This is a genomic window from Nocardioides sp. NBC_00368 (genome assembly GCF_036090055.1).
Taxonomy (GTDB): Bacteria; Actinomycetota; Actinomycetes; order Propionibacteriales; family Nocardioidaceae; genus Nocardioides.
The window spans coordinates 3,133,497-3,158,764 of sequence record NZ_CP107970.1 but is presented as its reverse complement, the minus strand read 5'-3'; the positions used below and the strand labels follow the sequence as shown (position 1 = coordinate 3,158,764).

The 25,268-nt window shown below is 68.8% G+C and carries 23 protein-coding genes; 15 read left to right on the top strand and 8 right to left on the bottom strand.

All coding sequences use genetic code 11. The features are described from left to right. The first annotated feature begins 148 nt into the window (after nt 1-148). Nucleotides 149-1,864, top strand: a complete 1,716-nt coding sequence (locus OG984_RS15085; protein WP_328527118.1) for a CHAP domain-containing protein — start codon at nt 149-151, stop codon at nt 1,862-1,864. Nucleotides 1,865-1,941: 77 nt separating this feature from the next. Here the strand turns inward: OG984_RS15085 and OG984_RS15080 are convergent, their stop codons facing one another. After that, nucleotides 1,942-2,673, bottom strand: a complete 732-nt coding sequence (locus OG984_RS15080) for a L,D-transpeptidase family protein (RefSeq protein WP_328527117.1) — start codon at nt 2,671-2,673, stop codon at nt 1,942-1,944. 140 nt (nt 2,674-2,813) lie between these two features. On the opposite strand from OG984_RS15080, the gene OG984_RS15075 reads away from it, so the two are divergent. From OG984_RS15075 to OG984_RS15045, 7 genes are all read left to right on the top strand, one after another. Beyond that, nucleotides 2,814-3,437, top strand: a complete 624-nt coding sequence (locus OG984_RS15075; protein WP_328527116.1) for a mycothiol-dependent nitroreductase Rv2466c family protein — start codon at nt 2,814-2,816, stop codon at nt 3,435-3,437. A gap of 62 nt (nt 3,438-3,499) precedes the next feature. Next, nucleotides 3,500-4,051, top strand: a complete 552-nt coding sequence (locus tag OG984_RS15070) for a TIGR03086 family metal-binding protein (RefSeq protein WP_328527115.1) — start codon at nt 3,500-3,502, stop codon at nt 4,049-4,051. Between the two features lie 12 nt (nt 4,052-4,063). Further along, nucleotides 4,064-4,621: a maleylpyruvate isomerase family mycothiol-dependent enzyme gene (locus tag OG984_RS15065; RefSeq protein ID WP_328527114.1), complete on the top strand. Its 558-nt coding sequence runs from the start codon at nt 4,064-4,066 to the stop codon at nt 4,619-4,621. A gap of 77 nt (nt 4,622-4,698) precedes the next feature. Beyond that, entirely contained in the window at nt 4,699-5,922 is a 1,224-nt protein-coding gene (locus OG984_RS15060) for a peptidoglycan recognition protein family protein (RefSeq protein WP_328527113.1), read from the top strand. 297 nt (nt 5,923-6,219) lie between these two features. Further along, the gene (gene metG, locus OG984_RS15055; protein WP_328527112.1) at nt 6,220-8,025 is read left to right on the top strand and encodes a methionine--tRNA ligase; all 1,806 of its coding nucleotides are present in this window, start codon (nt 6,220-6,222) and stop codon (nt 8,023-8,025) included. A gap of 41 nt (nt 8,026-8,066) precedes the next feature. Beyond that, on the top strand, nt 8,067-8,729 hold the full coding sequence (locus OG984_RS15050; RefSeq protein WP_328527111.1) for a glutamine amidotransferase-related protein: 663 nt from the start codon (nt 8,067-8,069) through the stop codon (nt 8,727-8,729). Further along, entirely contained in the window at nt 8,726-9,472 is a 747-nt protein-coding gene (locus OG984_RS15045; RefSeq protein WP_328527110.1) for a DUF3626 domain-containing protein, read from the top strand. Before OG984_RS15050 ends, OG984_RS15045 begins: the two co-directional genes overlap by 4 nt. Before the next feature lie 2 nt (nt 9,473-9,474). On the opposite strand, the gene OG984_RS15040 is transcribed toward OG984_RS15045, so the two are convergent. Together OG984_RS15040 and OG984_RS15035 are read right to left on the bottom strand one after the other, a co-directional pair. Further along, nucleotides 9,475-10,200: a GOLPH3/VPS74 family protein gene (locus OG984_RS15040; protein WP_328527109.1), complete on the bottom strand. Its 726-nt coding sequence runs from the start codon at nt 10,198-10,200 to the stop codon at nt 9,475-9,477. Between the two features lie 4 nt (nt 10,201-10,204). Then, on the bottom strand, nt 10,205-11,176 hold the full coding sequence (locus OG984_RS15035) for a helix-turn-helix transcriptional regulator (RefSeq protein ID WP_328527108.1): 972 nt from the start codon (nt 11,174-11,176) through the stop codon (nt 10,205-10,207). 113 nt (nt 11,177-11,289) lie between these two features. Between OG984_RS15035 and OG984_RS15030 the strand changes: the two genes are divergently transcribed. Further along, complete coding sequence (locus OG984_RS15030; protein ID WP_328527107.1) at nt 11,290-12,399, top strand: epoxide hydrolase family protein; 1,110 nt, start codon at nt 11,290-11,292, stop codon at nt 12,397-12,399. Between the two features lie 60 nt (nt 12,400-12,459). Here the strand turns inward: OG984_RS15030 and OG984_RS15025 are convergent, their stop codons facing one another. From OG984_RS15025 to OG984_RS15015, 3 genes are all read right to left on the bottom strand, one after another. Next, complete coding sequence (locus OG984_RS15025) at nt 12,460-13,125, bottom strand: GOLPH3/VPS74 family protein (protein WP_328527106.1); 666 nt, start codon at nt 13,123-13,125, stop codon at nt 12,460-12,462. A 74-nt stretch (nt 13,126-13,199) separates the two neighbouring features. Next, nucleotides 13,200-13,637, bottom strand: a complete 438-nt coding sequence (locus OG984_RS15020) for a VOC family protein (protein ID WP_328527105.1) — start codon at nt 13,635-13,637, stop codon at nt 13,200-13,202. Nucleotides 13,638-13,729: 92 nt separating this feature from the next. Then, entirely contained in the window at nt 13,730-14,821 is a 1,092-nt protein-coding gene (locus OG984_RS15015; protein ID WP_328527104.1) for a DNA glycosylase AlkZ-like family protein, read from the bottom strand. 152 nt (nt 14,822-14,973) lie between these two features. Between OG984_RS15015 and OG984_RS15010 the strand changes: the two genes are divergently transcribed. The 4 genes from OG984_RS15010 (at nt 14,974) to yjfF (ending at nt 19,723) form a co-directional block, all read left to right on the top strand. After that, nucleotides 14,974-15,951 (top strand): ABC transporter substrate-binding protein, encoded by a 978-nt coding sequence (locus OG984_RS15010; protein WP_328527103.1) that lies wholly within the window; start codon nt 14,974-14,976, stop codon nt 15,949-15,951. A gap of 136 nt (nt 15,952-16,087) precedes the next feature. Continuing rightward, entirely contained in the window at nt 16,088-17,662 is a 1,575-nt protein-coding gene (locus OG984_RS15005; RefSeq protein ID WP_328527102.1) for a sugar ABC transporter ATP-binding protein, read from the top strand. Further along, the gene (locus tag OG984_RS15000; protein WP_328527101.1) at nt 17,655-18,722 is read left to right on the top strand and encodes an ABC transporter permease; all 1,068 of its coding nucleotides are present in this window, start codon (nt 17,655-17,657) and stop codon (nt 18,720-18,722) included. The genes OG984_RS15005 and OG984_RS15000 overlap by 8 nt, the downstream gene beginning before the upstream one ends. Continuing rightward, nucleotides 18,719-19,723, top strand: a complete 1,005-nt coding sequence (yjfF, locus tag OG984_RS14995) for a galactofuranose ABC transporter, permease protein YjfF (protein WP_328527100.1) — start codon at nt 18,719-18,721, stop codon at nt 19,721-19,723. Before OG984_RS15000 ends, yjfF begins: the two co-directional genes overlap by 4 nt. A 630-nt stretch (nt 19,724-20,353) precedes the next feature. Here yjfF and OG984_RS14990 read toward each other — a convergent pair. Continuing rightward, nucleotides 20,354-22,033: a DUF885 domain-containing protein gene (locus tag OG984_RS14990; protein WP_328527099.1), complete on the bottom strand. Its 1,680-nt coding sequence runs from the start codon at nt 22,031-22,033 to the stop codon at nt 20,354-20,356. A gap of 111 nt (nt 22,034-22,144) precedes the next feature. Between OG984_RS14990 and OG984_RS14985 the strand changes: the two genes are divergently transcribed. Together OG984_RS14985 and OG984_RS14980 are read left to right on the top strand one after the other, a co-directional pair. Further along, nucleotides 22,145-22,654, top strand: a complete 510-nt coding sequence (locus OG984_RS14985) for a SigE family RNA polymerase sigma factor (RefSeq protein ID WP_328527098.1) — start codon at nt 22,145-22,147, stop codon at nt 22,652-22,654. Further along, the gene (locus tag OG984_RS14980; RefSeq protein WP_328527097.1) at nt 22,647-23,933 is read left to right on the top strand and encodes a hypothetical protein; all 1,287 of its coding nucleotides are present in this window, start codon (nt 22,647-22,649) and stop codon (nt 23,931-23,933) included. Before OG984_RS14985 ends, OG984_RS14980 begins: the two co-directional genes overlap by 8 nt. On the opposite strand, the gene OG984_RS14975 is transcribed toward OG984_RS14980, so the two are convergent. Beyond that, nucleotides 23,900-25,246 (bottom strand): glycosyltransferase 87 family protein, encoded by a 1,347-nt coding sequence (locus OG984_RS14975; RefSeq protein WP_328527096.1) that lies wholly within the window; start codon nt 25,244-25,246, stop codon nt 23,900-23,902. The two genes, OG984_RS14980 and OG984_RS14975, sit on opposite strands and share 34 nt — an antisense overlap. Between the last annotated feature and the right edge of the window lie 22 nt (nt 25,247-25,268).

Sequence of the window (25,268 nt, the reverse complement as noted above, 5' to 3'; positions counted from 1 at the left end):
GATCCTCTCACTGCGCCCGGATTTCGAGACATTTATATCGGCGTTGTTGCCCGTTCTTGGGAGTCGCTGAGCGTGGAAAGTAAAAATACAGTGTTGTAATTCCGACACACCGGTATCAATAGTTGACAACTTTCTCTAGGGTGCTCTTGTGCCCCTCAAGTCACAGAAACACCAGTATTCACAGAAGCCGCGCCGGGTGGGGAAGCCCGGCGGGGCGCTGCGCCGGACCTTGGTCACCGGCGCGGTTCTGCTGCTCGTCGGCCTCGGTGTACAAGTCATCCCAAAGTTGGCATCACCGGCGCACGCGGGCTCCATCACGCTCTGCTCCGGCTTCTCGGACTGCCGCAGCAAGGGCTACTCCACCGCCGGCTACGAAAGTGCCTGGGGAAGCATGTACTGGCGCATGTACGCCGGTCGGAACTGCACCAACTACGTCGCGTACAAGCTCATCCAGACCGGCCTGCCGAACGCTCGCCCCTGGTCGGGCGAGGGCAACGCGACCAACTGGGGCGTGGCGCTGAGCAGGATGACGGACCGGACCCCGACGGTGGGCTCGGTCGCCTGGTGGCACTCCTCGCACCCGAGCGCGAGCCGCTTCGGGCACGTCGCGATCGTCGAGCGGGTCAGCGAGAACTCGATCACGATCTCGGAGTCCAACTACGGCAGCGACCTCAGCTGGCGCCGGATCGGCAAGGACTCGGTGAACTACCCGACCGGGTTCATCCACTTCAACGACCAGCGACTCTCGGTCACCAAGCGGCCCACGATCGAGGGCACGGCGCAGGTCGGTAAGGCGGTCACGGTCAACACCGGCTCGTGGAGCCCGAACCCGAACAAGATCCGTTACCAGTGGATCGTCGACAAGAAGCCGATCCCCGGTGCGACCAACAAGACCTTCCGCATCCCCGGCTACCTCGCGGGCAAGCAGATCGCGGCGGTGCTCACCGGCACCCGCCGGGACTACACCGAGGCCAAGACGATGAGCGAGATCCTGCCGCCGATCAAGCAGGGCACGTTCAAGGTCCTGGCGCAGCCGAAGATCACCGGCACCCAGAAGGTCGGCTCGACGGTCGCCGTCGGCGGAGCGGACTACGAGCCGTCGGCCAAGATCGGCGAGGTCAGGTGGTACGCCGACAAGACCCTGATCGCCCGCAGCACGTCCCGCTTCCTGAAGGTGCCGGCAACGGCCTCCGGAAAGAGGATCGGTGCGGTCGTCGTCGGTGTCCAGGAGGGCTACCGCCCGAAGCAGTCGTACGCCTTCGCCGACACCCTGGTCGGTGGCGGCAAGGCACCGCAGCAGCCGATGGAGCCGGTCGAGCCGCCGCCCAGCGGCACCCTGACCCAGACCGCGGCCGGCTTCGTGAAGGGCGGCACCCGTCTCGGCGGCCTGATGCAGGTCGACCCGGGCAGCTACAGCGAGGAGGTCGACCTCTCCTACCAGTGGACGCGCGAAGGCGCGCCGATCTCCGGTGCGACGAGCCACAAGTACTACCCGACCGCCTCCGACGTCGGTCACCGGCTCAGCGTCACCGTGGTCGCCCGCTCCGGCAACGGCGAGACGCTGAGCAAGACGTACGGCCCCAGCGGCCGGGTGCGCGTCAAGCCCCGCGTCAACGTGGTGGCGACCGACGGGTCGGGCCAGACCAAGGTCGACGTGGACGTGACCGCGTCCGGCTACACCCCGACCGGCAGCGTCACGATCGTGACCAACGGCGACCGCAAGGTCACCCAGGAGCTCAGCGGAGGGTCCACCAGCGTCACCTTCGTCAAGCTCCCGCCGGACGAGTACGTCGTGAAGGTCTACTACCGCGGCGACGAGGTCGCCTACTGGGCGAGCGGGGGTGACTGGGCCACGGTCAGCTGACCGATCTTCCGTCCAAATGGGCCGTGGGCCGGAGCGATCCTCGCTCCGGCCCACGGTGATTCTCTTGGTTGGGCGCGTCAGGCGCCGATGGCGATGACCGGCTTCTTGGTGGGGTCGAGGAGGTTGAAGTACTCCTTCATCATCCAGCGCGGCACGCTGACGCAGCCGCCGGTCGCACCCGAGCCGTTGACGTGCAGGAAGATCCCGGCACCGCGGTAGCGGACGGGGTTGTCGTAGTTGTACTTGATGACGACCGCGTACTCGTACTGCGTCGGGTAGGCCGCCAGCCGCTCGGAGCTGTTCACGTCGCTGGCCGGGAGCCAGTAGCGGAAGCCGCCCTGGGACTTGAGGCGGTAGCGGTTGTAGTAGGCCGAGTTGTTGTCCTGGACCCAGTAGGACTCGCTGGTGATCTTGATGTGGTTCAGCTTCTGGGTGCTGGCCTTGGCGTGGGTGCCGAAGGTCGACATCAGGCTGAAGGTGCCCATCGGGGTGGTGCTCGTGCCCTGCTTGCGCTGGTCGCGCGGAACGAGCCCGCCGGAGCCGATACGCCCCTTGGTGGTCATGAACTTCTGGGTCCACTTCCCGTCGACCTTCACCCAGAACCGGACGTTGGCGTACGTCCCGGACGAGCGGTTCACGGTGACGACCTGAGCGCCGCCGTAGGGGACGGAGACCGAGACGCCGTCGAGGACCACCGTCGTCGCGGCGCCGGCGTTCGAGGGCAGAAGCGAGAACATGGCAGCGGCGGTCGCCACGACGGCGACGACACCGCCGATCAGGCCTGTTCTCCGGTCGATCGAGAGTCTCACGAGACCTCTCTCCTTCGTGGGGGTCTTGTCCGATCCGAGCGATCGGACCGCGGAAGCCTAGTGGGGTATGAAAGGGCTTACCTGCGGGTAGCGGTAACGAGTCCGGAACAGAACCTGGGAAGCGGTGGTTGAGTCTCGACATGACGCAGACCACTCCCGCCGAGAAGACCGCCGCCGACTTCTGGTTCGACCCCGCCTGTCCGTTCGCCTGGATCACCTCGCGCTGGATCCTCGAGGTGGAGAAGGTGCGCGACGTCGAGGTGACGTGGCACATCATGAGCCTGGCGTACCTCAACCAGGACAAGGACATCCCCGAGGACTACCGGAAGATGCTCTCGACCGCGTGGGGCCCGGTGCGGGTCTGCATGGCGGTGCAGAACGAGTACGGGCAGGAGAAGCTCGCCGAGATCTACACCGCGCTGGGCACCCGTCGTCACGTCGAGGGCCGCGACTTCGACCGCGCGCTGATCGAGGAGGCGCTGGCCTCGGTGGGGCTGCCCGTCGAGCTTGCCGACGCGATGGACGACTCCGGCTACGACGAGGCCATCGCGAAGTCGCACCACGAGGGCATGGACCAGGTCGGCAACGACGTGGGCACCCCGACGATCGCGATGAACGGCTCGGCCTTCTTCGGTCCGGTCATCTCCAAGGCACCCAAGGGTGAGGAGGCCGGAAAGCTCTGGGACGGGTTCCAGCTGATCACGGCCTACCCCTACGTCTACGAGCTCAAGCGCGCCCGGGTGCACGACCTCGACTTCAGCTGAGCTCGCCGGTCAGGACGGAATTTGGCGGTGACGCCGAGGTCATCCGGTCGTACGTTGGCAGGGTGACTACTTCAGACGAGGCAGGAATTCTCTCGAGGGCGCTGGACCAGACCGGCGACCTGCTCGACCGGGTGCACGCCGACACCGTCTCGCGGCCGACGCCGTGCAACCAGTGGGACGTCGGCGCGCTGGCGGACCACGTGATCGCGGACGGCCCCAACTTCGTCACGATGCTTCGTGGCGGTCAGCCCGACTGGAGCGCGCCGACCCCGCACGTCAGCGAGAGCTGGGGGCCGGCGTTCAAGGTCGGGGCCGACGACGTGCTGCACGCCTGGGACCAGGGCACCGGCCCTGACGGCTGGGAGGGCGGCGCGTCGGTGCCGCTCGGCATGATCGTGGCCGAGTACGCCGTGCACTCCTGGGACCTCGCGCAGGCGCTCGGCGTCCCGTCCTCCGAGCTCGACCCGGAGCTGGCCGAGGTGGGTCTGGAGTTCATGCAGGCGAGCCTGAAGCCGGAGATGCGCGAGGGAGCGTTCGCTCCCGAGGTGGCGGCGCCCGAGGGTGCTGGGGCGTACGAGCGGCTGGCTGCTTTCGCCGGACGGCAGGTCTCCTGACACCATGGTCATGTGGTTGACCAGATGGGTGTGTTCGCGCTGCAGCGGGCACTGACGCAGGCAGCAGAGCTTCTCGACACCGTCACGGCGGACGACCTGACCAGGCCGACGCCGTGTCCGGAGTGGGATCTGCGCAAGCTGGCCAACCACATGATCGCTCAGCCCCGCGTCTTCGTGACGATGCTCCAGGGCTCGCCGCCGGGATGGGACGGCCGTGAGGACTACGCGGTCAACCTGGGTGAGGAGCTGCGCACCCGGGGCAACGCACTGATCAACCTGTGGCGCGAGGTCCGGGCCGACGACATGGTGATGGTCGACCCCGACTGGCAGTCGGCAGAGATCGCGGTCCACACCTGGGACCTGGCGGTCTCTCTCGGACGGACGACCGACGGCCTCGACGAGGCGGTCGCCCAGCGAGCGGTCGTCGCGATGGACCGGATCCTCGGCCCGGAGCGCAAGGGACGGGCCTTCGCCAACGCGCTCTCGGCGCCGGAGGGATCGGGTGCCTACGAGCACCTGGCGGCGTACGCCGGGAGGCCGGTGCCGTTCGTATCGGCCTCGTCGCACTAGTCACAGCGGTCTCAAGCGACACACCGAACACATGCGTTTGCGGCATGTCGGACGCTTGATTCTCCAAAATCAAGGGTATGGCCCGCTTCCCCCGCGTCATCACCGTGACCCTGACCGCTGTCGTTCTCGGCGCGTCGATGCTCGTGCCTGCGATCGGGTCGGCGATCGACCCGGCGGCCGCACAGGGCGACCAGGACGAGCAGCTGATCAAGCTGCCGCGGCTCGAGGACGGCATCGCCACCCGTGACGTGAAGCTGCCGCCGAGGCTGACCGAGCGGTCCGCCGACGCGGCCGCGACGGAGAAGCTGAACACGACGACGTTCTCGATGGTCGGGGTGTCCTGGACCGGCGCGGAGACGCCGCAGGTCGAGGTGCGGGTGAGCAAGTCGGACCGGTGGCGCGAGTGGCAGCCGCTGCCGCTGCAGCAGGACCTGCCCGACGGTGCCGAGGAGGCCGTGGCCGCGCGGGGCAAGGTCGAGCGCCGGGGCACCCAGCCGGTGTGGACCGGCCGGGCCAGCGGCGTACAGGTGCGGGTCGAGGGCGCGCAGCCCAAGGATCTCAAGCTGACCCTGATCAACACCGGTCCGCAGGAGGACGTCAAGGCGCCGAAGCGGGAGGCCGACGACCTGGGCTACGGCAGCGCCGGCGGAAGTGCCCCGAACGGTCGGGTCGCGCGGTCACGACCGAAGTGGGCGCCGAAGCCGGTGATCTTCACCCGGTCGCAGTGGGGAGCCAACAACTCCTGGCGCAACGGCCGTCCCGAGTACAACAGCTCGCTGAAGCAGGTCCACATCCACCACACCGCCACGAGCAACAACTACTCCAAGGGCGACGTGCCGGGGATCATCCGCGGCATCTACAGCTATCACACCAGGTCACTGGGGTGGTTCGACATCGCCTACAACTTCCTCATCGACAAGTACGGCCGTGCCTGGGAGGGCCGCTCCGGCGGCATCGACCGGCTCGTCAAGGGCGCGCACACCCGTGGCTTCAACCACCAGTCGATGGGCATCGCCCTGATCGGCAACTTCGAGAACGTACGTCCCTCCGACGACGCCCTCATCAAGACCGAGCGGATGGCGGCCTGGAAGCTCGACATGGCCGGCCGCGACGAGCGCGGCACGCTCGAGACCGTCTCCCAGGGCAGCGACAGGTTCCCCGCCGGCCGGCGGGTCCGGGTCTGGGTCATCGACGGCCACTTCCACACCAACGAGACCTCCTGCCCGGGCGCCCAGCTCGCCAAGTGGCTGCCGTGGATCCGGAAGTACGCCTACCAGCGCGACCAGATGTTCAATCCCTGATGCGACGCTCCGCGTCGCGCGCGCTTCGCTGTAACCCTCGTCTTCCCGCCCTCCGCTCGTCGCTGCGCTCCTCGCTGCGGTCAGTCCAGACGAGGGGCGCTCAGCGCGGGCCTTGATGCGACGCTCCGCGTCGCGCGCGCTTCGCTATAACCCTCGTCTTCCCGCCCTCCGCTCGTCGCTGCGCTCCTCGCTGCGGTCAGTCCAGACGAGGGACGCTCAGCGCGGGCCTTGATGCGACGCTCCGCGTCGCGCGCCGCGGAATAAAACCTCTGGCGTCTGCTCACTAGGATGCTTCCCATGAGCAATGTTCTGTCCGCAGTCGCCTGGCCGTACGCCAACGGCCCGCGCCACATCGGCCATGTCGCCGGTTTCGGCGTGCCCTCCGACGTCTTCAGTCGGTACATGCGGATGGCGGGCCACGACGTGCTCATGGTCTCCGGCTCCGACGAGCACGGCACCCCGATCCTGATCGCCGCCGACGAGGCGGGCGTGACACCCCAGGAGCTCGTCGACAAGAACCACCGGATCATCGTCGAGGACCTGACCTCGCTCGGCCTGACGTACGACCTCTACACCCGGACCACCTCGGCCAACCACCACTCGGTGGTGCAGGAGCTGTTCCTCGGGGTCTACAACAACGGCTACTTCGTCGAGCAGACCTCCAAGGGTGCGATCTCGCCGTCGACCGGCCGGACGCTGCCGGACCGCTACATCGAGGGCACCTGCCCGATCTGTGGGGCCGACGGGGCCCGCGGTGACCAGTGCGACACCTGCGGCAACCAGCTCGACCCGGACCAGCTGATCAACCCGGTCTCCAAGATCAACGGCGAGACCCCGGAGTTCATCGAGACCCAGCACTTCTTCCTCGACCTGCCCGCGCTGGCCGACGCGCTGCACGCGTTCCTCGACGAGCGCGAGCAGACCGGCCTGTGGCGTCCCAACGTCATCCGGTTCAGCCAGAACATCCTCAAGGAGATCCGCCCGCGCGCGATGACGCGCGACATCGACTGGGGCATCAAGGTGCCGCTCGACGGCTGGCGCGACAACCCGACCAAGCGGATGTACGTCTGGTTCGACGCCGTCATCGGCTATCTGTCCGCCTCGATCGAGTGGGCCCGTCGCTCCGGTGACCCGGAAGCGTGGCGGCGGTGGTGGCGCGATCCCGAGGCACTGTCGTACTACTTCATGGGCAAGGACAACATCGTCTTCCACGCCCAGATCTGGCCGGCCGAGCTGATCGCCTACAACGGTCAGGGGTCGAAGGGCGGTGAGCCCGGTTCGTACGGCGTGCTCAACCTGCCGACCGAGGTCGTCTCGAGCGAGTACCTGACGATGGAGGGCAAGAAGTTCTCCTCCTCGAAGAAGATCGTCATCTACGTGCGCGACCTCCTCTCGCGCTACCAGCCCGACGCGTTCCGCTACTTCGTGGCCGCCGCCGGCCCCGAGTCGAACGACTCCGACTTCACCTGGGCGGAGTTCGTGCGGCGTACGAACGACGAGCTCGTCGCCGGCTGGGGCAACCTGGTCAACCGCACCGCCACCCTGATCGCGAAGAACTTCGGCGAGCTGCCCGCTGCTGGGGCCCTCACGGAGGCGGACCGGGCGATCCTGGACACCGTCGGCGGCGCGTTCGCCACGGTGGGCGACCTGATCGGCCGCCACCGGCAGAAGCAGGCGATCGGCGAGGCGATGCGGGCCGTCGGCGAGGTCAACAAGTACGTCACCGACCTGGAGCCGTGGAAGCTCGCCAAGGCTCCCGAGGACCGCGAGCGTCTCGGCACCGTGCTGCACGTGATGGCGCAGTGCGTCGCCGACCTCAACCTGATCCTGTCCCCGTTCCTGCCGTTCTCCGCCAACGAGATCGACAAGGCCCTCGGCGGCAAGGGAGAGGTGGCCCCGATGCCTCGCATCGAGGAGGTCGAGGACCTCGACACCGGTAAGCCCTACCCGATCATCACCGGCGACTACGCCGGCGCGCCCGCGTGGCAGCGCCACCCGATCGTCGTCGGTACCCCGGTCGCCAAGCCCACCCCGGTCTTCCAGAAGCTGGACCCCGCGGTCATCGACGAGGAGCTCGACCGGCTGGGCATCAAGCCGGAGTAATCGGTTGGATCGAGCCCTGCGTGGCTGCGAGGATTCGGCGCATGATCGCACTGCTCGGCGACGACCGGGGACACCGTAGCCATCAGGAGCTCAACGCGCTGCGACCGCAGCTGGCCGAGCTCGGGGTCGAGACGGAGTGGGTGCCGACCGACTCCGGGTTCGATATCGCGGGCTACGACGGAGTCTGGCTGGTGCCGGGCTCGCCCTATGCCTCCGACGCCGCGGTGATCGACGCTCTCACCGCGGTGCGGGAGCGGGAGATCCCGTTCCTCGGGGTGTGCGCCGGGATGCAGTACGCGGTGCTCGAATGGACCCGCAACGTGCTCGGATCCGCGGCGACCCACGCCGAGTCCGACGGTGCCGGAGACGACAATGCCGTCGCCGCCCTCGCCTGCTCGCTCTACGGCGAGGAGCGGCTGGTGACCCCGGTCCCCGGCACCCGCTTCGACGGCTGGCAGCCGGAGCCGTTCGTCGGGATGCACTTCTGCAACTACGCCCCGACCGCCGACGCTGTCGCTGCGCTGGAGAAGATCGGTGTCGTCGTCGGCGCCACAGCCGACGACGCCGGTGCGGAGGTGCTGGAGTTTCCAGACCATCCGTTCTACGTCACCAGCATGTTCCAGCCCCACATCGGCGCCCTCGCCGGCGCTCCGGTCCACCCGCTCGTGCGAGCGTTCGTGAGCGCGGTCTTGGCACGACGATGAGCGTCACGCTCCAGTTCCACCCCGACTGGCCGTACGCCGGCGGGCTGGTGATCGAGTCGCTGGCACGAGACGGGAGGTACCGGTCGCAGTTCGAGACCGGCACGTCGAACGGCGGGTTGACCGCGCATCGGGGAGGGGACCGGTGGCGCTGGGAGAGCCGGCTGTTCGGCGGGCGCTACGACGACGCGCCGGCCGGTGAGCGGCCGGTCTACGGAGCGTGGAACCGCCGTGAGGATCCCTACGGCGGCGCGATCCGGTTCGGGTCGGCCCACCTCCGGCTCCGGGCCGAGGTGCTGGAGCGGTGCACCTTCTGCTTCCCCGACTCGGTCCTCGAGCCGACCGACTTCGGTGGCCCGGAGGTGCTGCCGCAGCTGTCCGCGATGGCCGACGCCTCGGGTTTCGACGACCTCGACGAGTGCGTCGAGGCACACGTGCACGGTGGCGTCGTGATCGAGCGGGACGTCGAGGCGGTCGTGCTCGACCCGTGCTTTCGAGACACGAAGGTCGAGTCGGCGGCTCGTGACCTCGGCTGCGCGGTGGAGTGGCATCCCGGGTTCCGGGTCGCCACCGATGGCCTCGATCCGAGCTACCGCGGTCAGGAGTACGTCGACCTGGCACGGTCGCTGGGTGACTCACGCCTGATCTTCTGGGCGACGCCGCGCGGTCCGGCGACCATGACGCGCAGTCGGTCAAGCGGGTCTGGCACTACGTGGCGCGATTCGGGCGGGCCATCACGTAGCTGACATCAACCCCCTCCGCCGCCGTCGCCGCCCCCTCCGCCGTCGCCGCCACCCCCGCCGTCTCCACCGAAGAACCCTCCACCGTCGCCGCCGCCGAACCAGTCACCTCGCCTGCGGGAGGCTCGAAGGATCCCGCGTACGGTGGCCGCGGCCCAGTCGCCCGCAGCGATGTGATCCGCGCGGCGCCTGACCTCCGTCAGGGGCACGGTGGCGGAGGGAAAGAACAGGTCGACCTGGTCGACGGCGGCGATGAGGCCGATCAAGGTCGCCGTGCGTCGGCTCGGCTGCGCACCGTGGAACAGGGCGGCGGTGAGGTGGTGGCGTACGTCCTGCTTGTAGCTGATCTCGGTGGCGGGCCAGGTCGTCCGAGTGATGAGGTGGCGCCGCTCCGTCTCGCCACGCAGCAGGCCGCGGTGCACGAGGCGGTCGGCGAGATGCGCGAACATCTGGATGCCGCAGCTCCTGATCAGGGGAGCGGGGCGGGCTCGGCCGCCGGCGAGCACGAGCGAGCGTTGGAGGAAGGGATCTGCGGGTAGGCGGACTCCTGTCGGATGCACCTCCATGGTGCCCCCGACGGGCTCCTCCACCAGGTGGACCGCACCGGCCAGCGCCAGCTCGGATACCAGCGCACCGCCCACCAGCAGGTCGAGCGTCCCCATGTCGAGCCCGCCGACCGGACGCCCGCTGAAGTCCTCGAGCATGAGCAGCACGAGGTCCTCCGCGATCAGCATGGCTTCATTCCGGTGCGGTGATCGCGGCGGCGTAGCGCTTCGCGAGGATCTCGAGGTGGTCGCGGAGCTCCGGGGGTGACTCGACGGTGAAGTCGAGGCCGAGCATGCCGATCCAGACGGCCACGACCTCGAGGCTGTCGCCACCGGTGACCAGCACGCTGCGGTCGGGGGCGATCGGCTCGACGGTGCCGACGGCGGGGTTGATGCGCGCGATGACCTCGTCGGCGGGTGCGGCGATGACCAGGCGGGCGTGGACGGCCCAGCCGGTGCGCGCGACCTCGCGCACGACGAACTCGGTGAGGTCGCTCTGCCCATTAAATGCGGGCGGGTCGCTCGGACGGAACGGGCGCCCGCCGGGGACCTTGAGGCGCAGCCAGTCGACGCGCAGGGGCAGCCAGGCGTCGGCGCGGGGGTCGCGGGCGACGAGGTACCAGCGGCGCTGCCAGGAGATCAGTCGGTAGGGCTCGACCTCGATGGGCTCGTCGCGGTAGTCGGCGCGCACGCCCTGGCCGTCACGGATGGCTGTGGCCAGGGCCTGCAGGGTGCCGGCGTCCACGTCGGGGTCGGGGACGTTGCTGTCGGTGTTGACCGGGCCCGCCTCCGTGGCGTCGACCACCGCGGCCAGCTTGCGACGCAGATGGTCGGGGAGCACCTGGTCGAGCTTGGCGAGAGCCCGGGTGCTGGTCTCGGCCACCCCGGCGATGCCGGTCGCGGCCCGGAGCCCGACGGCGACCGCGACCGCCTCCTCGTCGTCGAGGAGCAGCGGCGGGAGGTTGCCGCCGGCGCCGAGCCGGTAGCGGCCGCCCGGGCCGCGCACGGACTCCACCGGGTAGCCGAGCTCGCGGAGCTTGGTCATGTCGTTGCGCACGGTGCGCTCGGAGACGTCGAGACGGGTGGCCAGGTCGGTGCCGGTCCAGCCGGCCGAGGACTGCAGCAGACCGAGGAGCGCGAGGAGTCGCGCGGAGGTTTCCAGCACGGACTCAGAGTGCTCCAAAAGAAATTCTCGAGCCAGCGAAATTCCGGAATCAGGCTTGCCGGAACCCTTCCTAACGTGGGTCTCACAAGGTCGGAAACCACCAAGGAGAAGTCATGAACACCCAGGTCAGCAACCAGATCAAGGCCGAGATCAGCACCGTCACCGTCGAGTTCCCGCAGGCCGATCTCGACGACCTCCGCGCCCGGCTGGACCGCACCCGGTTCGCCCCGGCCGTGCCCGGTGACTCCTGGGACTACGGCACCCCGACGGCGTACCTCGCCGACATGGTCGAGCGCTGGAAGAGCTTCGACTGGCGCGCGGTCGAGGAGCGGATCAACGCGGTGCCGAACCACCTGACCGAGATCGACGGCCAGGTCATCCACTTCGTCCACGTACCCTCCTCGAACCCGGACGCCAAGGCGCTCCTGCTCGCCCACACCTATCCGGGCTCGTTCCTGGAGTTCCTCCCGATGATCGACTCCCTGACCGACGAGTTCCACCTGGTGATCCCGGAGATGCCGGGCTTCGGGCTCTCGACGCCGGTCGTCGACACCGGCTGGACGATGAAGCGGGTCGCCGAGGCGTACGACGTCCTCATGCGCCGGCTGGGCTACGCCTCCTACGGGGTGCACGGCAGCGACGGCGGCGCGATGGTCGGCCGCGAGCTGGCGCTCCTGAACCCCGAGGGCTTCCTCGGCGCACACGTCCTGCAGCTCTTCTCGTTCCCGTCCGGCGACCCGAGCGAGTTCGAGGGCTTCGGGCCGAAGGAGTACGCGGCGCTGGAGCACATGCAGTGGTTCCAGTCGGTCGGCGGCTACAACGCCATGAACGGATCCCGTCCGCAGACCATCGGCGCGGCGCTGGCCGACTCACCGGTGGGGACACTGGCCTACAGCGAGCTCTTCGAGTCCTTCGGGAACGGCACGTCGCTGGTCACCCCCGAGCAGGTCATCGAGCAGGCGACCTTCTACTGGCTCACCAACTCCTACGCCTCGGCGGCGCGCTACCACTACGAGGAGGGGCACGCCGAGCGCGAGCCGGAGGTCTCGCAGGGCCGGATCGGGGTCGCCGTCTTCAAGGACGACTTCCAGACCATCAGGTCGCTGGCCGAGCGGGACAACGCCAACATCCAGCACTGGTCGGAGTTCCCCGAGGGCGGCCACTTCGCGGCCCTGGAGCGCCCCGCCGACATCGCCGCCGACCTGAAGGCCTTCTTCGCCTGACAGGCCGGGCAGAGCTCGAGGATCGCAGTCCCCCCACGGCTGCGATCCTCGAGCACGTTTTCAGGTGGTCGTCGTGGTGACGGTGGTGGCGACCATCACCGCGGTCATGACCGCGGTGACCTCGTCCATCGCGTCCCTGACGCCCTTGGCGGCCCAGTCGCCACGGGCGATCTCCTTCGCCCGCTTCCTGACCGTCCCGGCGCCGACCGTCCGCGTGTCGACCACCTTGTGGGCGAGGTCGATGGAGGAGAGCAGGGCGATGAGCGCCCCGGTCCGGGCGTCCGGGGTGGCGCCCTGGACGAGGACGGCGACCAGCTGGCCGCGTACGGCGTTCTCGTGGGTCGAGTCCGCCGCCGGCCAGGTGGTGCGCGGGAAGATGCCGAGGATCTTCTCGTCGCGGCGCTTGAGGATGTTGCGATCGCAGAGCCGAGCGGCGAGGGCCTCGTGGAGGCCCTTGCCGAGGTCGGTCACGGCGTTCTTGGCCGCCAGCGGCTTGGCTGCCAGCGAGTCGTACGCAGCGGCCAGGACCGGCTCGTCCGGCCGCCGTCCCGGCACCGCCACGGCCTTCGCCGGGGTGAGGCCCGACTTGGGCATCACTTGCGCCGAACCCGTCATCACGAGCTCGGTCAGGATCGCTCCGCCCAGCGCCTGCTGGACCCAGGACGAGGTGAGCGTGCCCTGGGTGTCGTCGAGCACGAGCAGCAGCAGATCTTCGGCGATGAGCATGCCTCAGACGCTACGGCGTCCTCGCCGACCGCACCTCCTACGAAAGGACGATCTTCACCTCGACCATGGTCTGACTAGGCGGGTGCCGACTCCGGGCCGGCGACGTCGAACATCCAGCTCACGCCGAACTTGTCGTCGAACTGGCCGAAGTAGTCGCCCCAGGGAGCCAGGTCGAACGGCATCCCGGGCGTGCCGCCCTCGGAGAGCTTGGCGAACTGGTCGGCGTAGATCTCGTGGTCGGCCGGGTCGGAGCTGGTGATCGCGATGGTGACGCCAGCTGTCGGGGCGACGTAGTCCATGCCCGGAGGCGTGTCGGAGGCCATCAGGACCCGGCCGTCGTCGAACGTGAGCGAGCCGTGCATGACCTGGTCAGCGGCCTCGGCGGGCGCGCCCATCTCGGGCATGTCGCCGAACGTCATGACCTCGACCTTGCCGCCGAGCACCGAGCTGTAGAACTCGAGCGCTTCCTTCGCCTGGCCGTTGAAGCTGATGTAGGGGTTGAGCGTTCCCATGCTGATCTCCTTTGATCGATGTCTGACCCCGCTGCCCACAGTAGGCGCGCGCCATGGTGCTGAGAAGAGCAATCCGCATGGCCTCATCCACTTCAGGGATGGGTCACATCGACGCCGAGCCAGCCCGCCAGAGCCTCGATCTCGGCGTCCACCGCGTCCCCGATCTCCGGGGTCCACGGGAAGTCCTCGTGGACGGCGAAGACGTTCAGCAGCCCCGACTTGCGGTCCACCTTCGCGTCGAGCTTCCCGACCAGCCGCTCGCCGTGCAGGATCGGCAGGGCGAAGTAGCCCCAACGCCGCTTGGCGGCCGGCTTGTACATCTCCAAGACGTACTCGAACCCGAACAGGTCCAACGCCCGGTCGCGGTCGTAGACGAGGCGGTCGAACGGGGAGAGCAGAGCCGTACGCGGCGCGAACTCGTCCTCGAGAGCGGCCAGCGCCTCGGCATCGACCCGCCACTCGCCGTCGACGCCGGTCACGGTGCACGGGACACCGGCATCACCCGCGCCGAGCATCTCGCCACCGGAAGACTCCTTCCGCCCCGGGCGGGCGATCCCGAGCGAGGCGAGCCTGCGCACGGTCTCGACCTTCAGTGCCTCCTCGGGTGTGGGCAGCCGCAGGTCTGAGGGGTAGACCCGCTCGGCGAGGTCCCAGGTGCGGAGCTTGCCACGGCGGCCCGCGATCGCGACCTCACCCATCCGGTTGAGCAGCTCGATCATCCGCAGAACGTTCTTGTCGTTGGTCCACCCGGTCGAGGCCCACGGCACCTCGGAGGTGTCCTCGATCTCGCCGGCCACGAGCGGGCCGTCGGCTCGCAGGCGATCCAGGATCTGCGTACGGAATCTCTTGTTGGCCTCCACCCACTTGACCGCGGTGGGGTGGACCCGGTCGGGGGAGAGGGCCAGGACGGTCTCGATCTCGTCCATCGGCATGATGAAGCTGGAGAACTCCACCAGCGACCGCTCCTGCTCGAGCGCGAAGGTGAGGTCCGAATGGTCGTACGCATCACCCAGCCGCGACCACGCCACCAGATCCGCGCTCGGCGCGATCGCCCTGGTCGGATCGATCTGCAGGAGCGTCAGCTGATCGACGGTCTCCACCAGCGAAACCGGCCGGCGCGCGTCGAGAAGCTGAGCCCGGACCGCGATCCGGCGTGCCTGTTCCGGAGCCAGGGTGAGCGTCATGGTCGCCACACTAGGGGGAGTTCCGGACGACCTGCTGCCGATTCGAACCGATCTTCCCATTCCGCTTGACCGCGCCGATGTTAACGCTCACACTGAGTCGCATCGTGACGGCGGTCACACTGGCCGCCGCAGGGGAACACTGGAGGACGACAGTGAAGAAAACCCTCACCGCCCTGTGCGCGCTCGCCATCGGCGGGATGTCGCTCAGCGCGTGCGGTAGCAGCGAAAGTGCCGACGACGGCTCGATCACGATGGGCTTCGCCCAGGTCGGGGCCGAGAGCGGCTGGCGCACCGCCAACACCACCTCGATCCAGGAGTCGGCCAAGGAGGCCGGCATCGACCTGAAGTTCTCCGACGCTCAGCAGAAGCAGGAGAACCAGATCAAGTCGATCCGGTCCTACATCCAGCAGAAGGTGGACGTGATCGCGTTCAGCCCGGTCGTCGAGACCGGCTGGGACGCGGTGCTCCAGGAGGCCAAGCGCGCCAAGATCCCCGTCGTGCTGACCGACCGGGCCGTGGACACCGAGGACACCTCGCTCTACGTGACCTTCATCGGCTCCGACTTCGTCGAGGAGGGCGAGAAGGCAGGCCAGTGGCTGGTCGACAACGCCGACGCCTCCGACGTCGACAAGGACGGCGCGATCAACGTCGTCGAGCTGCAGGGCACGACCGGATCGGCGCCGGCGATCGACCGCAAGAAGGGGTTCGAGGACGTCATCTCCTCGGACTCGAAGATCAAGATCGCCGCCTCCCAGACCGGCGACTTCACCCGTGACGGCGGCAAGCAGGTCATGGAGGCCTTCCTGCAGTCCGAGCCGAAGATCGACGTCGTCTACGCCCACAACGACGACATGGGCCTGGGTGCGATCGAGGCGATCAAGGCAGCCGGCAAGAAGCCCGGCACCGACATCAAGATCATCACCGTCGACGCGGTCAAGGACGGGATGACCGCGCTGGCCGCGGGCGAGATCAACTTCATCGTCGAGTGCAGCCCGCTGCTCGGCCCGCAGCTGATGGACGTCGCCGAGAAGGTCGTCGCCGGCGAGGAGGTCCCCGAGCGCATCGTCACCGAGGAGACCACGTTCACCCCGGAGCAGGCGGCCGAGGCGCTGCCCGACCGGAAGTACTGACGCCGTTCACCGAGCTATCTCGGTCAGGCGCCGCTTCCTTCGTGGAACTCCGCGAAGGAAGCGCGCGCCCACCGAGATACCTCGGTGAGCATCCGACCCGCCGCAGCCGCCCCGATCCCCCAGGAGCCAGCACGACATGAGTCAGGCAGAAGTGAAGTCACCCGGACCGGTGGTGGAGATGCTCGACGTCTCCATCACGTTCGGGGCGGTGCGAGCGCTCGACGGCGTCTCGCTTCGTCTCCTCCCGGGGGAGGTGCACGCGCTCATGGGGGAGAACGGGGCGGGAAAGTCGACGCTGATCAAGGCGCTGACGGGGGTCTACACGATCGACTCCGGTCGGGTGGAGATCGCCGGGGTCGAGACCCAGTTCGCCACCCCGGCGGCGGCACAGCACGCCGGGATCAGCACGGTCTACCAGGAGGTCAACCTGGTGCCCAACCTCACCGTGGCCGAGAACATGCTCCTCGGCCGCGAGCCGCGCCGACTCGGCCGGATCGACCGGCGCGAGATGAACCGGCGGGCGGCGACCTCGCTCCTGGCCCTCGGCATCGACATCGATCCGGGCTCCGAGCTCGGCAGCCATCCGATCGCCGTCCAGCAGCTCGTCGCGATCGCGCGCGCCGTCGACACCGATGCGCGGGTGCTGATCCTCGACGAGCCGACCTCCAGCCTCGATGCCGACGAGGTGGCCAGGCTCTTCGAGGTGATGCGCAGGCTGCGTGACCAGGGCACCGCGATCGTCTTCGTCTCCCACTTCCTCGACCAGGTCTTCGAGATCTCCGACCGGATGACGATCCTGCGAAACGGCCGCGTCGTGGGCGAGCGGCTGGTCGAGGGAACCACCCAGCTGGAGCTGGTGCAGCTGATGATCGGCCGCGATCTCCAGGTGCTCGACCGCCTGGACCATGCCGTGCAGGAGGCCGCGGAGGAGGCGTCCGGCGAGCAGCGTCTCCCGGTGCTGAGCGCCGTCGGTCTGGGGCGGAAGGGCAACCTGGAGGCCACCGACCTGAACCTGTACGCCGGAGAGGTCGTCGGCATCGCCGGCCTGCTCGGCTCGGGCCGCACCGAGCTGGCCCGGCTGCTCTTCGGTGCCGACACCCCCGACACCGGCGAGCTGACGGTGAGAGGGTCGAGCCGGCGGAGGCTGCGGAGCCCGCGTCACGCGATCGACCGCAAGCTCGCCTTCTGCAGCGAGGACCGCAAGGCCGAGGGGGTCTTCGAGGAGCTCTCCGTCGCCGACAACATGCTGCTCGGGCTGCAGGCCAGCCGCGGCTGGCTTCGGCCGATCCCGACCGCCACCCGCGCGTCGCTGGTCAAGGAGTTCATGACCGCTCTCGACATCCGGCCCGCCGACCCGAGTCTGCCGATGCGAAGCCTGTCCGGTGGCAACCAGCAGAAGGTACTGCTGGCGCGCTGGCTGATCACGGAGCCCGACGTACTCCTGCTCGACGAGCCCACCCGCGGCATCGACATCGGCGCCAAGACCCAGATCCAGCAGCTCGTCGCCGACCTCGCCGAGAAGGGGATGAGCGTGGTGTTCATCTCCGCCGAGCTCGAGGAGGTGCTGCGGTTGAGCCATCGGCTGGTGGTCCTCAAGGACCGCCGCAAGATCGCCGAGCGGCCCAACCGCGACATCGACGTCAACGACGTACTCGAGATCATCACCGGCGAGCCCGGCGGCTTGGCCGAGAAGGAGCGGGCAGATGCCTGAGACCGTCAGAACGGGCAAGGCCCTCCGGGCCCGCGTGATGGCCCACCACCTCTTCTGGCCGCTGGCCGCGCTCGCTGCGCTGTTGGTGGTCAACCTGATCGCGACACCGACGTTCTTCAACGTACGCATCCAGGACGGTCACCTCTTCGGCAGCCTGATCGACATCGTCCGCAACGGCGCTCCGGTGCTGCTGGTGGCCGTCGGGATGACCCTGGTCATCGCGACCCGCGGGATCGACCTCTCGGTCGGAGCGGTGGCGGCGATCGCGGGCGCGGTCGCGTGCGTCTACATCGTCAAGAGCCCGGTCGACGGCGCTGCGGGCACGGCGGTCGTGGCGATCACCATGGCGCTCGCGGTCTCCGTCGCGCTGGGACTGTGGAACGGCTTCCTGGTCTCGGTGATCGGCATCCAGCCGATCATCGCCACGCTCGTCCTGATGGTCGCCGGCCGCGGGATCGCGATGCTGGTGACCGGTGGCCAGATCACCACGGTCAACAACGACACCTTCGCCGCCCTGGCCTCGGGCCACCTCCTCACTCTCCCGGTGGCCGCGCTGATCGCGCTCGGGGTCTTCGCCGCCACCCAGATCGTCGTACGCCGCACCGCACTCGGCCTGCTCATCGAGTCGGTCGGGATCAATCCCGAGGCGAGCCGACTGGCGGGGGTGCGGTCCCGCACGATCATCTGGACCGTCTACGTCTTCGCGGCGCTGTGCGCCGGCACCGCCGGCCTGATCATCGCCGCCAACACCCACTCGGTGAACGCCAACAGCCTCGGGCTGTGGATCGAGCTCGACGCGATCCTGGCCGTCGTCATCGGCGGTACGTCACTGGCCGGTGGCCGCTTCTCGCTGACCGGAACCCTGGTCGGGGCGATGCTGATCGCCACCCTCACCCGGACCATCCCCAACATCGGCATCCCGGCCGAGGCCAACTACCTGTTCAAGGCGCTGGTGGTCGTGCTCGTGTGCCTGCTGCAGTCGCCGAAGGCGCGAGCGGTGCTGCAACGGCGCGGCGACCGTACGCCGACCGGCCCGAGCCGCGAGGAGGCGGTCGCATGAGTGTCCAGGTGTCCGAGATCGAACCCGGGCTCCTCGCCCGGATCGCACGATTCAGCCCGCCGCGGCGCTACCTTCCCGTGCTCGGCACGTTCGCCCTGTTCATCGGCATGTTCGGTGTCGGTGGGCTCCGCTACGAGGGGTTCGCCGACCCGCAGGTCTTCCTGACGCTGCTGCTCGACAACGCGTTCCTGATCGTGCTCGCGGTGGGCATGACGTTCGTGATCCTCACCGGCGGGATCGACCTCTCGGTCGGCTCCAACGTGGCCCTCTCGACGCTGATCGCAGCCAGGACGCTCGAGCTGGGCTGGCCGGTGGTGGCGGTGATCGCCGTCGTGCTCCTGGCCGGCACCGTGCTCGGCACCGCGATGGGGCTGCTGATCCACTACTTCGACATCCAGCCGTTCATCGCGACCCTGGCGGGCATGTTCCTCGCCCGCGGGCTCTGCTACCTGATCAGCGTCGACTCGATCCCGATCAAGGACGAGACCTTCTCGGCCATCGCGTTCGGCTCGATCAGCCTGCCGGGTGGCTACTACCTCGGGTGGACCGCGGTCTTCGCGCTCGTGATCGTCGCGGTTGCTGCGTACGTCCTCTCCTCGACCCGCTTCGGCCGCACCGTGTACGCGCTCGGCGGCAGCGAGCCGTCGGCACTGCTGATGGGGTTGCCGGTCGCGGCGACCAAGGTCGGGGTGTACGCGATCAGCGGGCTGTGTGCTGCGCTCGGCGGCCTCCTGTTCGCGCTCTACACGCTCTCGGGCTACTCGCTGCACGCGGTCGGGATGGAGCTGGACGCGATCGCCGCCGTGGTCATCGGCGGCACGCTGCTCACCGGCGGCCGTGGGTTGGTGATCGGGTCGCTGCTCGGAGTGCTCGTGCTGGGCACGATCCAGACGTTCATCTCGTTCGACGGCACGCTGTCGTCGTGGTGGACGCGGATCACGATCGGGGTGTTGGTGCTGGTGTTCGTGGTGGCGCAGCGGGTGTTGACTCGGCGGAGCTAGAGCCTTCTTTCGGCGCGCATCGGTGTCTGTGTCTTGTGGTGGGTGTTTGCCGCCGACCCTTTCGGGGAGGGTGTTCTCAGCGGCGTCCGGAGTAAAGGACGGCCTGCGGCCGCCGGCTTCGCCGGTCGCCTGCGGCGATCCTTGACACCGGCCGTCGCTGAGAAAAGATTTGGCTGGCTATCGGGTCGGCGGCAGGGGTTTGGCGCGGCGATGCGGGTTGGGCGGGGGCTGGGATCTGGGGTGAACGAATTTTCGTTCACTACGGTTGCCGCCGCCCGGGGGTGCCTCGGTGCGTGAAAGAAACTTTTCTTTCACCGGCGGAGCGTCTACTTGTTCTGGGGGAATGAATTTTCGTTCACCGTGGTGCGTCCGCCTTCCGAGGAGTGACTGTCCCGCGGCCACACTGGGGCCGCCGCCCCTGATAGCCAGCCAAATCTTTCTCGACGTGGTCCGGTGTCAAGGACCGCGCAAGCGGCCGGCGAAGCCGGCGGCCGCAGGCCGTCCTTGACTCCGGGGCGGGTCGAGAAACACTCGAGGACAGGGTCGGCGGCCCAGGCCAGCCCCGCGGAACACTGCTCACACCGAAAACGGCGCCCCGCGTAACGACCCAAATGCCCCTGACCAACCGGGCTACAACCGCCCAAGAGCAGCACGCAGCGGATCGAGCCCGAGCGACCCGAGATCGAGCGCGGCACGATGGAAGGCCTTCATGTCGAAAGCGGCCCCGGCACGCCCACGAGCATCCTCCCGGGCCTGGAGCCAGATCCGCTCGCCGACCTTGTAGGACGGGGCCTGGCCCGGCCAGCCGAGGTAGCGGGCGACCTCGAAGTCGAGGAAGGCGTCCTCCATCAGGCAGTGCTGGCCGATGAACTCGCGGCCGAGCTCGGGGTTCCACACCTCGCCGGGGTGGAAGCCGAAGGGGTTGTCCTCGGGGATCGTCAGCTCCAGATGCATGCCGATGTCGATGATGACCCGCGCGGCCCGGAAGGACTGGCCGTCGAGCATGCCGAGGCGGTCCCCGGGGTCGTCGAGGTAGCCGAGATCGTCCATGAGGCGCTCGGCGTAGAGCGCCCAACCCTCACCGTGGCCGGAGACCCAGCACATCAGCCGCTGCCAGCGGTTGAGCAGCTCGGCCCGGTAGGCGGTCTGGGCGACCTGGAGGTGATGGCCGGGCACGCCCTCGTGGTAGACGGTGGTCAGCTCCCGCCAGGTGCCGAACGAGGTGACCGACTCGGGCACCGACCACCACATCCGGCCGGGCCGGGAGAAGTCCTCGGAGGGGCCGGTGTAGTAGATCCCGCCGTCGGAGGTCGGGGCGATCATGCACTCGATCCGCCGCACCGGCTCGGGGATGTCGAAGTGCACGTCGGCCAGCTCCGCGATCGCCTCGTCGGCCTTGTTCTGCATCCACGACTTGAGCGCGTCGGTCGAGGTCAGCTGCCGTGCGGGGTCGTTGTCGAGATGGGCCGCCGCCTCGGTGACGCTCGATCCCGGCAGGATCCGGTCGGCGGTGGCCTCCATGTCGTCGGCGAGCCGCTTGAGCTCCTCCCAGCCCCAGGCGTACGTCTCCTCCAGATCGATCTCGGCACCGAGGTAGCGTCGCGAGGCGAGCTGGTAGTGGTCGCGCCCGACGGCCTCCTTCGGCAGCCCGTTGGGTACCAGGTCGTCGGCCATGAACCGACCGAACTCGACGAACGCCTCGTTGGCCTTCGCGGCCGACGCCTCGAGCTCGGCGCGCAGCGACGCGGGCGTGGTCCCGGGGGCTCGCGCGACCAGGCCGCTGAAGAAGTCACCGGCGCCCTTCTGACCGGTCCAGCCCAGGATCTGGTCGGCGACCTTCGCGTACTGGGCCGTCGCCGAGACCCGACCGGCCGCGGCCTCCTCGCGCAGCGTCGCGGTGTAGCCGGCGACCGCGTCGGGCATCCCGGCCAGCCGGGACCCGATCGCGGCCCAGTCGTCCTCGGTGTCGGTCGGCATCAGGTCGAAGACCTCGCGAAGGTTGTGAATGCCGCTGGAGATGACGGAGACGAACTTCCGGTCCAGCTGCGCCTCGGCGAACTCGATGTCGAGCCCGACCCGTTCCAGGAACGCCTCCTTGGCCACCTGCTCACGTTCGTCGACCGGCTTGATCGCCGCCACGTCGGCATAGGCCGTCCGGTTGAGCTCCTCCACCGCCTGCATGCCGTCGGGAGACAGGTCGGGTAGCTCCGCGTCGTGGCCGGCGACACCGACGTAGGTCGCGGTCAGCGGGTCGAGGGCGCAGAGCTCCTCGACATAGCGGTCGGTGCGGGCGTCTACTTCACGGGTCACCCGGCCAACCATAGGACCGGGACGTGCTGGAGCAACTCAATTCCTGGCTACACGCAACGAACACGACAGACTTCGCGTAGGAGGGGTGTGAACGTGCCAGAGGAGGTGTCTGTGGATGCCGACCATGAGGAGACAGAGCCGGATTTCGGCGCCTGGGTGGCCTCGCGGGGTCCTGCGCTGCAGCGGTTCGCCTACCTGGTGACCGGCAACAACTCCGACGCTCCTGACCTGGTGCAGGACGCCCTCACCCGAGCGCTGCCGCGGTGGGAGTCGCTGGCGGCGTCCGGGACGGCGGAGGCGTACGTGAAGAGGAGCATCGTCAACGGGTCGATCAGCGGATGGCGCAAGCGGCGCCGTCTGGTGCTGGTCGAGGACGTCGAGCCGATGACCACCAAGCATGAGCCCGGCCCCGAGGAACGCGACGCGGACGAGGCGTGGGCTCTGGTGCAGACGCTGCCGTCGAACCAACGAGCGGCCGTGGTGCTCCGCTTCTACGAGGACCTGTCGTTCGCACAGATCGCGACGGTGCTCGACTGCGCCGAGGCGACCGCCCGCTCACATGTGCACCGGGCGCTGGCCAAGCTGAGGGAACGTTTGAACGAGGGGGTTGACAATGAGTGACTTCGAGCGCGAGGAGCGGGCCTTCCGGGCCGCCCTGGCCCGTGCCGCCGACGGCTTCGAGCCGCGGGAGCTCGCGATCCCCGGGGACGCTGAGGAGTCCGGACCGGCTGCGGTGTCCGTGAAGACGGAGACGGCCGAGGAGAAGGCACCCGTACGCCGCCGATCCACCTGGATCCTGGCGGCGGCAGCCGCGGTGCTGGCCGTCGTCGGCCTGGGCGGCGTCATCGCCAACCTGCAGCCCGACGGAAGCAGCGACGAGAGCACGGCGGCGAGCGACAGCGTCGGGGAGCAGGACAGCTCCGGCGACGCGCCCAAGATGCTCGAGGGACAGGAAGCGGCCCCCGAGGGCACGTACGTCGATCCGCGCCGCACCGACCTGGGCGAGCCCGCGGCTGGGAAGCGCTGGGCCGTCCGCTACGACATCGCCTTCCAGGTGCCGCGGGAGTGGGCCGACGCGAACGCGCCGGCGCTGCCCGAGTGCATCGCGAAGCCGGGCGACCAGTGGGACACCGTGCCGCGGACTCCCTACGTCGCCAACATCACCAACCAGCCGGTTCCGGCGATCGCGTGCAACGAGACGAACGACCGCGACTACCCTGCCGAGTTCGGCAAGGTGCCGTTCGCGCTGTGGCAGCCCTACGTCCTGATCCAGAAGCCCGACAAGGGTGAGACCTTCGAGTCCGGCTCCTGGGAGCACGAGGGCTGGTTGCTGACGCGGGTCCAGGTCGGGGATGCGTACGCCTCGATCCTCACCGGCCCCGGCGACGACGACGTGAACGCCGAGATCAAGGCGTCGCTGAGGACGACACCGGAGGACCCCTACGGCTGTGAGACCGCCTCACCGCTGGCCGCGGGCGACCCGGTGCGACCCACGACCGCGCCGGAGACCTCACCGCTGGAGGGCGATGCCCCGGATTCGATCGCGATCTGCGAGTACGAGCCGTCCTCGGCCTCGCTGACCGGCTCGCGAGAGATCAACGGCTCCGATGCCTCCGGTCTCGTCGAGGCGATCCGGGACGCGCCCGCCCGCTCCGGTCCCAACTCGCCGCAGAACTGCGCCGCGGGGCAGCCGGTCACGGCGTACGTCATCCTGCGGATCTTCCGCGACGGCGAGCCCGGCGACGTCTACGTGAACTACGAGAACTGCACCGAGCACGGGTTCTACGACGGGATCACCGTGCACGAGCTCAGCCCGGCGGCCTGCCGCCCGGTGTTCGCCGAGGATCCGGTCACGATCTTCTCGGCTCAGGACGACGTCGCCAAGGTCTGCCTCTCCTGACCCTCGGCTGCTGGCCGCCCCCGCTCGGGGAGGGCGGCCAGCAACCGAGTAGTGCGCCAGGCGGCGTAGAGGAAGAGCAGCACCAGGAGGCCGTTGCGCCAGGCCAGCACCTCGGTGATCCACGGTGAGCCGATGTCGTTGAAGGTGAGCATGTAGCCGTACATCCGCGGGAAGATCTCGTGGGTCAGCAGCGTCACCGCGACCAGCACGAACGACCAGATGCCGAGCTGCCTGCGGGCCCGGCCGCGGAGCAGGACCAGTCCTGCGGATGCGGCGGGCAGCAGCCAGAGCATGTACTGCGGGCTGAGCACCTTGTTGGTCACCAGGAACGCGACCACGGTCGCCAGCACCAGCCACACGATGGTCTCCTCGGTCCGCTCGCCGCCGGGGAGACGGCGCCAGGCGAGCACCCACCAGATGATGACGAGCGCCCCGGCGACCACGGAGGCGATCGTCGCCGCGAGGAGCAGCGCCTCGACCAGCGGACCGCTGATGTCGTACGCCTTCCACTCGGTGTAATCGATGGCGTAGCCGCTCGCCGGACCACCGTGTCCCCACTCGTACATCGCCGGCGTCGCGAAGACCGACTCGATCTGGAGACCTCGTTCGCTCTGGTAGCTCAGCGGTGTCCAGAGCCGGTCCCAGCCACCGAGGACGAGACTCAGCCCGGCCAGCGCGATGCCGGTGGCGCCCACGGTGAGGATGACCCCGCGGCGGGCGGCGCGGTTGGCCGCGAGCGCAGGAATGACCAGGATCGGCCAGTACTTCGCGCCCGTCGCGAAGGCCGCGAACGCCGCCGCCACCCTCGGTCTCCGGGCCGCGTAGAGCACCGCCAGGCCGACCATGATCCCGGGGAAGAGATCGAAACGGGCGTACGCCGTCGCTCCCAGTGCCGGGACGGCGGCCAACCACAGCGCCTCGGCGGCGGAGATCCCGAACCTCGGGTGCGTCCCGCGGCGGTTGCGGACGAGCAGCACCATGAAGAGCAGGTCGGTCAGCGCCGCCATCGCGAGCACGGCGATGATGTAGGCCTCGCCGCCCAGGTTGAGCAGGCCGATCGCCGCGTACGGGATCCAGAGCAGCAGCAGCGCCGGTACCGGATACTCGACCAGCGTCCCCGCCACCCCGTCCGTAGCCAGGGCGTCCAGGCTGTCGCGGTAGTAGTTGACGTCGCCCACGACGCCCCACTCCAAGCCCCACCAGTCGAACCAGCCCTCGGCTGCGGCCGGGAAGCCGTAGAGGACCACCACCCATCCCCGGATCACCAGCCAAGCCAGGGTGACCAGGAGATATCGCCGAGAGAACGTGATCACGCAGCGATCATGACATTGCGAT

What these genes read in the sequence shown, in the direction of transcription:
- OG984_RS15075 (WP_328527116.1), top strand. Translation starts at nt 2,814, where the DNA reads ATGACGCAGACCACTCCCGCCGAGAAGACCGCCGCCGACTTCTGGTTC.
- OG984_RS15060 (WP_328527113.1), top strand. Translation starts at nt 4,699, where the DNA reads ATGGCCCGCTTCCCCCGCGTCATCACCGTGACCCTGACCGCTGTCGTT.
- metG (WP_328527112.1), top strand. Translation starts at nt 6,220, where the DNA reads ATGAGCAATGTTCTGTCCGCAGTCGCCTGGCCGTACGCCAACGGCCCG.
- OG984_RS15050 (WP_328527111.1), top strand. Translation starts at nt 8,067, where the DNA reads ATGATCGCACTGCTCGGCGACGACCGGGGACACCGTAGCCATCAGGAG.
- OG984_RS15045 (WP_328527110.1), top strand. Translation starts at nt 8,726, where the DNA reads ATGAGCGTCACGCTCCAGTTCCACCCCGACTGGCCGTACGCCGGCGGG.
- OG984_RS15040 (WP_328527109.1), bottom strand. Translation starts at nt 10,200, where the DNA reads ATGCTGATCGCGGAGGACCTCGTGCTGCTCATGCTCGAGGACTTCAGC.
- OG984_RS15030 (WP_328527107.1), top strand. Translation starts at nt 11,290, where the DNA reads ATGAACACCCAGGTCAGCAACCAGATCAAGGCCGAGATCAGCACCGTC.
- OG984_RS15025 (WP_328527106.1), bottom strand. Translation starts at nt 13,125, where the DNA reads ATGCTCATCGCCGAAGATCTGCTGCTGCTCGTGCTCGACGACACCCAG.
- OG984_RS15020 (WP_328527105.1), bottom strand. Translation starts at nt 13,637, where the DNA reads ATGGGAACGCTCAACCCCTACATCAGCTTCAACGGCCAGGCGAAGGAA.
- OG984_RS15015 (WP_328527104.1), bottom strand. Translation starts at nt 14,821, where the DNA reads ATGACGCTCACCCTGGCTCCGGAACAGGCACGCCGGATCGCGGTCCGG.
- OG984_RS15005 (WP_328527102.1), top strand. Translation starts at nt 16,088, where the DNA reads ATGAGTCAGGCAGAAGTGAAGTCACCCGGACCGGTGGTGGAGATGCTC.
- OG984_RS15000 (WP_328527101.1), top strand. Translation starts at nt 17,655, where the DNA reads ATGCCTGAGACCGTCAGAACGGGCAAGGCCCTCCGGGCCCGCGTGATG.
- yjfF (WP_328527100.1), top strand. Translation starts at nt 18,719, where the DNA reads ATGAGTGTCCAGGTGTCCGAGATCGAACCCGGGCTCCTCGCCCGGATC.
- OG984_RS14980 (WP_328527097.1), top strand. Translation starts at nt 22,647, where the DNA reads ATGAGTGACTTCGAGCGCGAGGAGCGGGCCTTCCGGGCCGCCCTGGCC.